5 protein-coding genes (1 of these 5 running past the window's edge) are annotated in these 7,602 nt (G+C 35.3%); 3 read left to right on the top strand and 2 right to left on the bottom strand.

The features are described 5' to 3' along the window. Window positions 1–3,999 carry the 3' portion of an autotransporter-associated beta strand repeat-containing protein gene (locus ACR9EA_RS12190; protein ID WP_435133417.1) on the top strand. Its footprint begins 531 nt before the window's first position, so 3,999 of the gene's 4,530 nt are visible here — the last part of the coding sequence; its start codon lies off the left edge, out of view; it ends in the stop codon at window positions 3,997–3,999. A gap of 109 nt (window positions 4,000–4,108) precedes the next feature. Here ACR9EA_RS12190 and ACR9EA_RS12185 read toward each other — a convergent pair whose 3' ends face one another. Beyond that, window positions 4,109–4,519 carry a hypothetical protein gene (locus ACR9EA_RS12185; protein WP_435133414.1) on the bottom strand — a complete coding sequence of 137 codons (411 nt, stop codon included), beginning with the start codon at window positions 4,517–4,519 and terminating at the stop codon, window positions 4,109–4,111. Between the two features lie 117 nt (window positions 4,520–4,636). Here ACR9EA_RS12185 and ACR9EA_RS12180 point away from each other — a divergent pair, with 117 nt between their 5' ends. Together ACR9EA_RS12180 and ACR9EA_RS12175 are read left to right on the top strand one after the other, a co-directional pair. After that, window positions 4,637–5,089, top strand: coding sequence for an Lrp/AsnC family transcriptional regulator (locus ACR9EA_RS12180; RefSeq protein ID WP_435133411.1), 453 nt, complete (start codon window positions 4,637–4,639; stop codon window positions 5,087–5,089). 133 nt (window positions 5,090–5,222) lie between these two features. Next, the gene (locus ACR9EA_RS12175; protein ID WP_435133408.1) at window positions 5,223–6,239 is read left to right on the top strand and encodes a LacI family DNA-binding transcriptional regulator; all 1,017 of its coding nucleotides are present in this window, start codon (window positions 5,223–5,225) and stop codon (window positions 6,237–6,239) included. 8 nt (window positions 6,240–6,247) lie between these two features. Here the strand turns inward: ACR9EA_RS12175 and ACR9EA_RS12170 are convergent, their stop codons facing one another. After that, window positions 6,248–7,447: an MDR family MFS transporter gene (locus tag ACR9EA_RS12170; protein WP_435133405.1), complete on the bottom strand. Its 1,200-nt coding sequence runs from the start codon at window positions 7,445–7,447 to the stop codon at window positions 6,248–6,250. Window positions 7,448–7,602 lie beyond the last annotated feature (155 nt).

Genomic DNA, 7,602 nt, shown 5'->3' with positions numbered 1-7,602 from the left:
ACGCTAGAAGGGGAATTAAAATGGCGAATAGATTTAGGGCGTAACATTAGAGCGGGAGCTCATTATACACAATTTATAGTGTTCGATTTAGATGGCGATGGAAAATCGGAAATTGCTTGTAAAACTGCGGATGGCACTAAAGATGGTCAAGGTAAAGTAATAGGTGATGCTAATGCGGATTATAGAAATAGTGCCGGTAGAATTTTGGAGGGGCCAGAATTTTTAACTGTTTTTAATGGAGAGACAGGTGCAGAAATGGCTACTGTAGATTATTTGCCGGCAAGAGGGAGTGTAAGTTCCTGGGGCGATAATTATGGTAATCGTGTGGATCGATTTTTAGCCGGTGTGGCCTATCTAGATGGCAAGCACCCTAGTTTAGTAATGTGTAGAGGCTATTATACCCGTTCTGTTCTTGCTGCATGGGATTGGCAAAATGGTAAACTAACTCAGCGTTGGATTTTTGATTCTAACGACGAAGCGAATAAAGGCTATGCAGGACAAGGCAATCACAGTTTAAGTATAGCAGATGTTGATGCTGATGGAAAAGATGAAATAATTTATGGTTCGATGACTGTAGATGATGATGGTACGGGACTTTACACAACAGGACTAGGCCATGGTGATGCTTTACACGTGTCCGATTTTGATCCGACAAGACCAGGTCAAGAGGTATTTATGCCGCATGAAAATAAGGTGGATGGTATTACGTTTAGAAGTGCAGCAACGGGAGATATTATCTGGCAATATAAAATGAATACTGATGTTGGTAGAGGATTAATTGCCGATATCGATCCGGACCATTTAGGTGCAGAATCTTGGGCGTCTAGTGGATTAGGAGTTTATAATGTTAAAGGCGAACAGGTGCAAACCAGTAGACCTTCAATAAATTTTGCTATCTGGTGGGACGATGATTTACAACGCGAATTGCTAGATGGTACAAGCATTGCTAAATACGGTGTTGGCGAAGTTTTTAATGCCGTTGGTTGCAGCTCTAATAACAGTACTAAAAAGACGCCAAATCTTCAGGCCGATTTATTTGGAGACTGGAGAGAAGAAGTCGTGTTACGTACCAACGATAATTCTGCTTTGCGCATATTTTTAAATCCAACAATGTCCACTAGAAAACTGTATACACTTATGCACGATCCGCAATATAGAATGGCAATTGCTTGGCAAAATGTTGGCTATAACCAACCACCATGGCCTTCCTTTTATTTGGGGACAGGTATGGATGCACAACCACCAGCACCTATTAACAATAATAAATTAATATGGAAAACCGGCAGTGTTTGGGATATCGAAAACAGTACAAATTGGGTGTATAATCAACAAGCTTCAGTATTTCATCAAAATGATATAGTTCTATTTGAAGATTCAGGAAATGCAAGCGACCCTATCAATTTATCGGGAAATTTAGAACCGACTAGTGTTACTTTCAATAGTTCATCAGATTATAATCTACAAGGCGACGGACAATTATCAGGAGCTATGTCGTTTATAAAAATGGGTAGTGGAAATACTACTTTAAATAATCCGTCCAATAGCTATACAGGAACCACAACGGTATGGCAAGGTGGTCTTTTTGTACATGGTGCGTTGCCAAATAGCGCAGTAGAAGTAAAAGATTATGCCACGTTTGGTGGTACTGCTACCTTAGGTGCATCGGTGCAAATAGGAACCGGAGCTAATGTATTTGCAGGTGGTCCTGACGATTTAGGGGAAATAATATTTAATGAGCAAACAAATATTAAAGACGCTGTTAATTTTAATTTTGATTTGTCTGAAAACCCATCTGCTCAAAACGATAAAATTGTGTTTAACAATGATGTTGCATTTGAAGGAACTGTAAATTTTAATATCAATATTTTACAAGACGGATTAAATACTGGTACATATACTTTAATTGAATATAATAAGGCGTTTAATTTAAATCTAGATGCTGTTAACATTACCGGTATTCCAGGCATTAAATACGAATTGAAAAAAACAGGGCAGGCCATTACTATGGAAGTAGAATGGGTTAGAAATCCAACAACAGTTTATTGGCGAGGAACCAATAATAATGTGTGGGATTTAGCCGAAACCTATAATTGGTATAATGGAAATGATGCCGATTTATTTGCACCTTCCGATACTGTAATTTTTGATGATTCTGCGACTGAAAATAATACGGTTGAAACCATGGGAACGCTTCCTATTGCTGCTATGGTAGTAGATTCGGACTCGGATTATTATATTCAAGGGGAAGGCGATATAAGTGGAACCGGTGGTTTGAAAAAACAAGGTTCTGGAACATTATTTTTAAAGGGAGCACATAGTTTTACAGGAGAAACTGTGATAGAGGATGGAACCTTAGCATTGGAATCCTTGTCTAATTCAGGCGAACTTAGTGCTTTAGGTAGTGGCTCTGGAGCTCCAGAAGAATTACAAATTAATGGAGGTACTTTGGCATTTTTATCTAATATAGAAACCAATCGTGGTTTTAGTGTTTTAGAGCAAAATGGTTCGGTTTCTACCGCAGATGGCACGAATGCCGTGATTAAAGGCGAAGTTTCAGGAGCTGGTGTTTTGGAAAAATATGGAAACGGACAATTAGCATTGCATGCCAAAAACACCTTAACAGGAGAAGTAATTTTAAAGGAAGGAACCATATATCTGGGGTCCGAAGAAAGTATCGCTAATGGTTTTGGAGATGGCACACTCGTTTTAGAAGGCGGTATTTTGAATATGCTAGACGATAATAATTCCTACAGTAAGGCGTATTGGAATGTAATGGTGCCAGAAGGTAAGCAGGGCGAGTTGAAATTAGATAGTCGTTGCGAATATAGAGGTTCGGTTTCGGGAGCAGGAACGCTTAACCTGTATAGTCCGTGGATACGTTCCGAAATGTATGGTGATTGGTCTAACTTTACTGGTCAAGTTAATGTTACTACCGATGGCGACGGTGGTTGGTTTATTTTGGGGAATACCAATGGTTATGAACAGACTTCAATAAACTTATCCGATGGCTTATCAATTGTATTCCGTTTAGATACCAATGCGATTATTTCAATAGGGGAATTAACAGGTAGCGCAAACACATTTTTATCTTCTGGATATGGCGGTAAAACCTTAATTTGGAAGGTTGGAACTAAAAACACAAACGCCGTTTTTAACGGTAGCATTAATAATGATTCCTTTAAAGGCTCTGGTTCTAAAACAGGAATTATTAAGGCAGGAACAGGAACTTGGACTTTAACCAGTGCAAGTACATATACCGAAGGAACTACCATAGAGTCTGGAGAACTAATTGTGGAAAATAATTCTGGAAGCGCTACAGGAACTGGCGATGTTACCGTAAAGACCGATGCCATTTTATCAGGTACAGGAATTGTAAACGGTAATGTAATTTTAGAATCGAAAGCTATTTTAGCCCCTGGAGGTCAAGGACAAATTGGTCAGTTAACAGGCGATCAGGGAATAACGTTTTTGGAGGATGTCGAATTGCATATTGAAATTGGTAATAGTGAAAACGATAAATTAATTGTAGGCGGTACTTTAGCGTGTAATGGAATACTTCATATAGTAAATACCGGTTCGGATTTTAAAGAAGGCGATGAATATGAGGTTTTTCAAGCAATGGACATAACCGGTAGTTTTTCAAAAATCACTCCAGAATTAGCAGATAATTTGGCTTGGGACGATAGCGAATTGTATAGTAAGGGGATTTTAAAAGTAGCCGATAAAGATAAGCTATCAATTTCCGAAGATATTTTAAAGGACGGGCAGATTACCATGTATCCTAATCCAACAAACGATAATTTACACATTACTTTAAAACAATCAACAACTAATACTACCAAGTTATATTTATACGATTATTTAGGGCATATGCTTTATCAAACAGACTTTTCGGGAGAGGCTTGCACTGTAGATTTAGTGCCTTTTTCTAAAGGGATGTACATTATTCAACTTAAAAATACAAGTGGAATTTATAACCAGACCATCGTTAAAAATTAAAAAGTATAATAAATAAACTCCCCTATAAATTCTTTAAAAACTTATAGGGGAGTTTTTATTTTTTTAATGAGACTGTGTTGACTGTTTATAGTTTGAATCGTTCATAAAATTATTTTTTTGGATGAATTAAGGAGTTCACGTAATGTCTATGAATAATTCGTAATTTTTTAATTTCAATACGTAAAAGTCTTATAAAATCGGAACCATTAGATTTACTAGACTCTAAATGTCTGGTGTTATGGTATAAGCGATCTATAAAAAAACGTAGAGATTTTGCGTATTTTAATTTTTGCTTGTGGTTGGTTTCATTCTCTGTTTCCACAATTTTAGGCACCAGACCTAGGGCATCAATTACTAATCTATCGGCATAACGATCTATTCTTCTAGACGATCTATGCATGGTTAAAATATCTTTATCGTAAGTTACGTAGGAAGCAATGTGCCTAGATAACTTAAATATATCTAAAGATTTTTGATAGATAATTAAATCTTTAATGTTAGTATTCTGTGAATGTGTCATTTTTCTTTAGCAATTATTACAAAATTACGCACTAATACCTAAAGATGTATTTAAAAATTAAAGTTTAAAGTCTATTTTTGTTTAAAATTTAAATTTTATAAACCTAAAACTTTAAGGATGCAGATAGATGCTGTAAATTGGAAAATTTTAGAGTGTTTACAAAAAAACTCAAGGCAATCTAACACCGAAATCGCTAAAACTGTTGGTATTAGCTCTCCAGCGGTTGCAGAACGTATTCGTAAAATGGAAGATGCTGGAATTATAGAGGGATATTTAACAAAATTGTCGTATTACGAGACGGGACATCAATTAAAAACCATAATTACATTACGTGTATTTATGGGGCGTTTAAAACCATTTTTAGAAAAAGTTACTACGTTTAAAGAAGTAGTTAATTGCTATCGCGTTACAGGAAATGAAAATATAGTTATGGAGGTGGTTTTAAAAAATCAAAAACATTTGGGCATGTTTATAGATCAATTAATTACCTATGGCGAGACCAAAACACAAATAGTATTGTCTAATGTTGTAGAAAATAATCCGTTGGTAAAAGAGACTTCTATAAAGTAATTTTTTTAAGTTTTATTTAATATTAGATAGCACCGCACTAACTTTAAATTTCAATATTTTATATTAATTTTATACCTTTCAAAAAACCGAGCATACGCATTTTTACTTTCTAACTAACATAATTGTAAACTTCATGAAAAAAACAACATTAAAAGATATTGCCAAGGCCCTAAATGTGTCTGTTTCTACAGTATCTAAAGCATTACACGATATTCCAGAAATTAGTGAAGAAACAAGAGTGTTAATTCAAAATTATGCTAAAGAAAAAAATTATAGACCAAACTTTAATGCTTTAAGTTTAAAAAATAGACGTACCAAAAGTATAGGAGTAATAATACCTAATATGCTTAATTACTTTTATGCACAGGTATTAAAAGGTATTGAAACGGAGGCGGCAAAATCTGGTTACCGAATTATAAGTTGTATTTCTAACGAATCTTATGCCAAGGAGGTAGAGATTATAGATATGCTTTCTACTGGTAGTATAGATGGTTTTTTACTTGCAATTTCTGAAGAAACTGAAAATAACGAGAAATTCGACCATTTCGAAAATACTATGAAATACGGTTTTCCAATAGTAATGTTCGATCGTGTGTCGGAAGCCATTAATTGCGATAAAATTATTATAGACGACTTAAATGCTGCTGCCGATGCAGTAAGTTATTTGGTGAAGCAGGGGTGTAAACGCATTGCTTTTGTATCGCCATTAAATAATTTAAGTGTCGGGAAATTGCGTTTTGAAGGTTATAAAAAAGGTTTAGAAATTAATAATTTACCTTACGATGAAGCTTTGGTTGTAAACACAACAGAGCCCGATTACAAAGCGTACACTAAAATGATGGCACCATTGTTTGAACAAGAATTTGACGGATTAATTTCGACTAATGAATCTTCAGCAATTTCAGCTATGAAAACAGCCAAAAAAGCAGGTTATAAAATTCCAAAAGATTTAGCCGTAATTTCATTTTCTAACGGAATTTTGGCGCGACATTCTAGTCCTAAATTAACTTGCGTAAGTCAGCATGGAGAAATTATGGGAGCTACCGCAGCAAAAAAATTAATAGATAAGCTAGAAGAACGCGAATTGGCCGATGCTTTTTCAACAGAAGTTATCCCAACAGATATAGTTGTAAGAAAATCTACCCGTTAGGTTATTTACTATGTTTTAGACATTCTTTTTTTTAGCACAAGTAATGTCGCAATACAAATTATCATTATAAGTGTAACAACATACCAGGTAATTTGGTAACCAAAAACCGAAATTATTTGCATTCCCGAGTTATGTCCGATAATATGCGCTATTGCAAAAGACATACTGTAAAGTGCCATATATTCGCCTTGGTTGCCCTTTTTGGCACGATCTAAAGCAAAAGCATTAGAAAATGGAAACGCAATCATTTCTCCTATTGTCATTAAAAGCATACCTATTATTAATACACCAACCCAAGTAGAAAGGTTTAAAACCAGAAAACTTAAAGCTGTTAATACCGATCCGAAAATAATGAGTCCGAGTTTGGTATATAACGATTTTTCTAAAATTTTAACTGCAGGCATTTCTAGAATAAAAATAGTAAAACCATTAAGCCCCATAAGTAAACCTATTTCGAATTCTGATAACTGATGGACTTCTTTATAAAAAAGAGGAACAGTAGAGAAGTATTGTAAAAAGGCGATACTGAATAACAACATGGCCAATAAAAAAATAAGATATTCCTTGTCTTTATAGGCAGATTGCGGATTTTCAACTTTAATATTGTCTGCTACTCTTGCTGTTTTAGGGTTTAAAACATTAAGTAGTATTACGCCGGCTATCATACAAGTTAAGCCATCTACCCAAAATAAACCACCATAACTTAGAGTTGTAATAATTAATCCGCCTAAAGCGGGCCCTGCAGAAAACCCAAGATTTATGGCCAATCTTATTAATGTTACAGAACGCACTTTGTTTTCGGGCTTACTATATGCACTTAGGGCCACAAACATGGCTGGCCTAAACATATCGGCAACCATTAAAAGCAAAAATACGCCAAGCATTATACTTACAAAAGTGTTTAAAAATTGTACACCAATAAACAAGAATCCAGAAGCAACAAGACTAAAAACCATAACTTTATAGTAACCAATTTGGTCGGTGAGTTTTCCTCCAAGCCAAGAGCCCACCACAGAGCCTGCTCCAAAGGCGCTCATAATCCATCCGACATCGCTTAAAGAAAAGTCTAGACTTTTTGTTAGGTATAGCGATAAGAAAGGGATAACCATGGTACCAGCTCTATTAATTAGTGTTATAAGAGCTAACCACCAAACCTCTGTAGAGAGGCCTTTAAAAGTATTTATGTATTGATTGAATAGCTTTTTCATGGAGTTGGTTATTAAAAAAAAACGTCCAACTGGTTTGTTGGACGTTTTTGTTGTTGTATAGGGGTAAAATTATATATACACTGTCCAGCATCTAATAGATGGTTTTGTTTTTGTATAGGACATGGTACATAGATTCATCATCTTAAATTTTCGAT

The sequence above is a fragment of the Formosa sp. A9 genome, assembly GCF_051200825.1.
GTDB lineage: Bacteria > Bacteroidota > Bacteroidia > Flavobacteriales > Flavobacteriaceae > Formosa.
The sequence above is the reverse complement of the archived record's forward strand: the minus strand, read 5'-3'. Positions and strand labels throughout refer to the sequence as shown.

Excerpts from the sequence above, each read along its gene's own strand:
- ACR9EA_RS12185 (WP_435133414.1), bottom strand. The coding sequence starts at position 4,519 with ATGACACATTCACAGAATACTAACATTAAAGATTTAATTATCTATCAA.
- ACR9EA_RS12180 (WP_435133411.1), top strand. The coding sequence starts at position 4,637 with ATGCAGATAGATGCTGTAAATTGGAAAATTTTAGAGTGTTTACAAAAA.
- ACR9EA_RS12175 (WP_435133408.1), top strand. The coding sequence starts at position 5,223 with ATGAAAAAAACAACATTAAAAGATATTGCCAAGGCCCTAAATGTGTCT.
- ACR9EA_RS12170 (WP_435133405.1), bottom strand. The coding sequence starts at position 7,447 with ATGAAAAAGCTATTCAATCAATACATAAATACTTTTAAAGGCCTCTCT.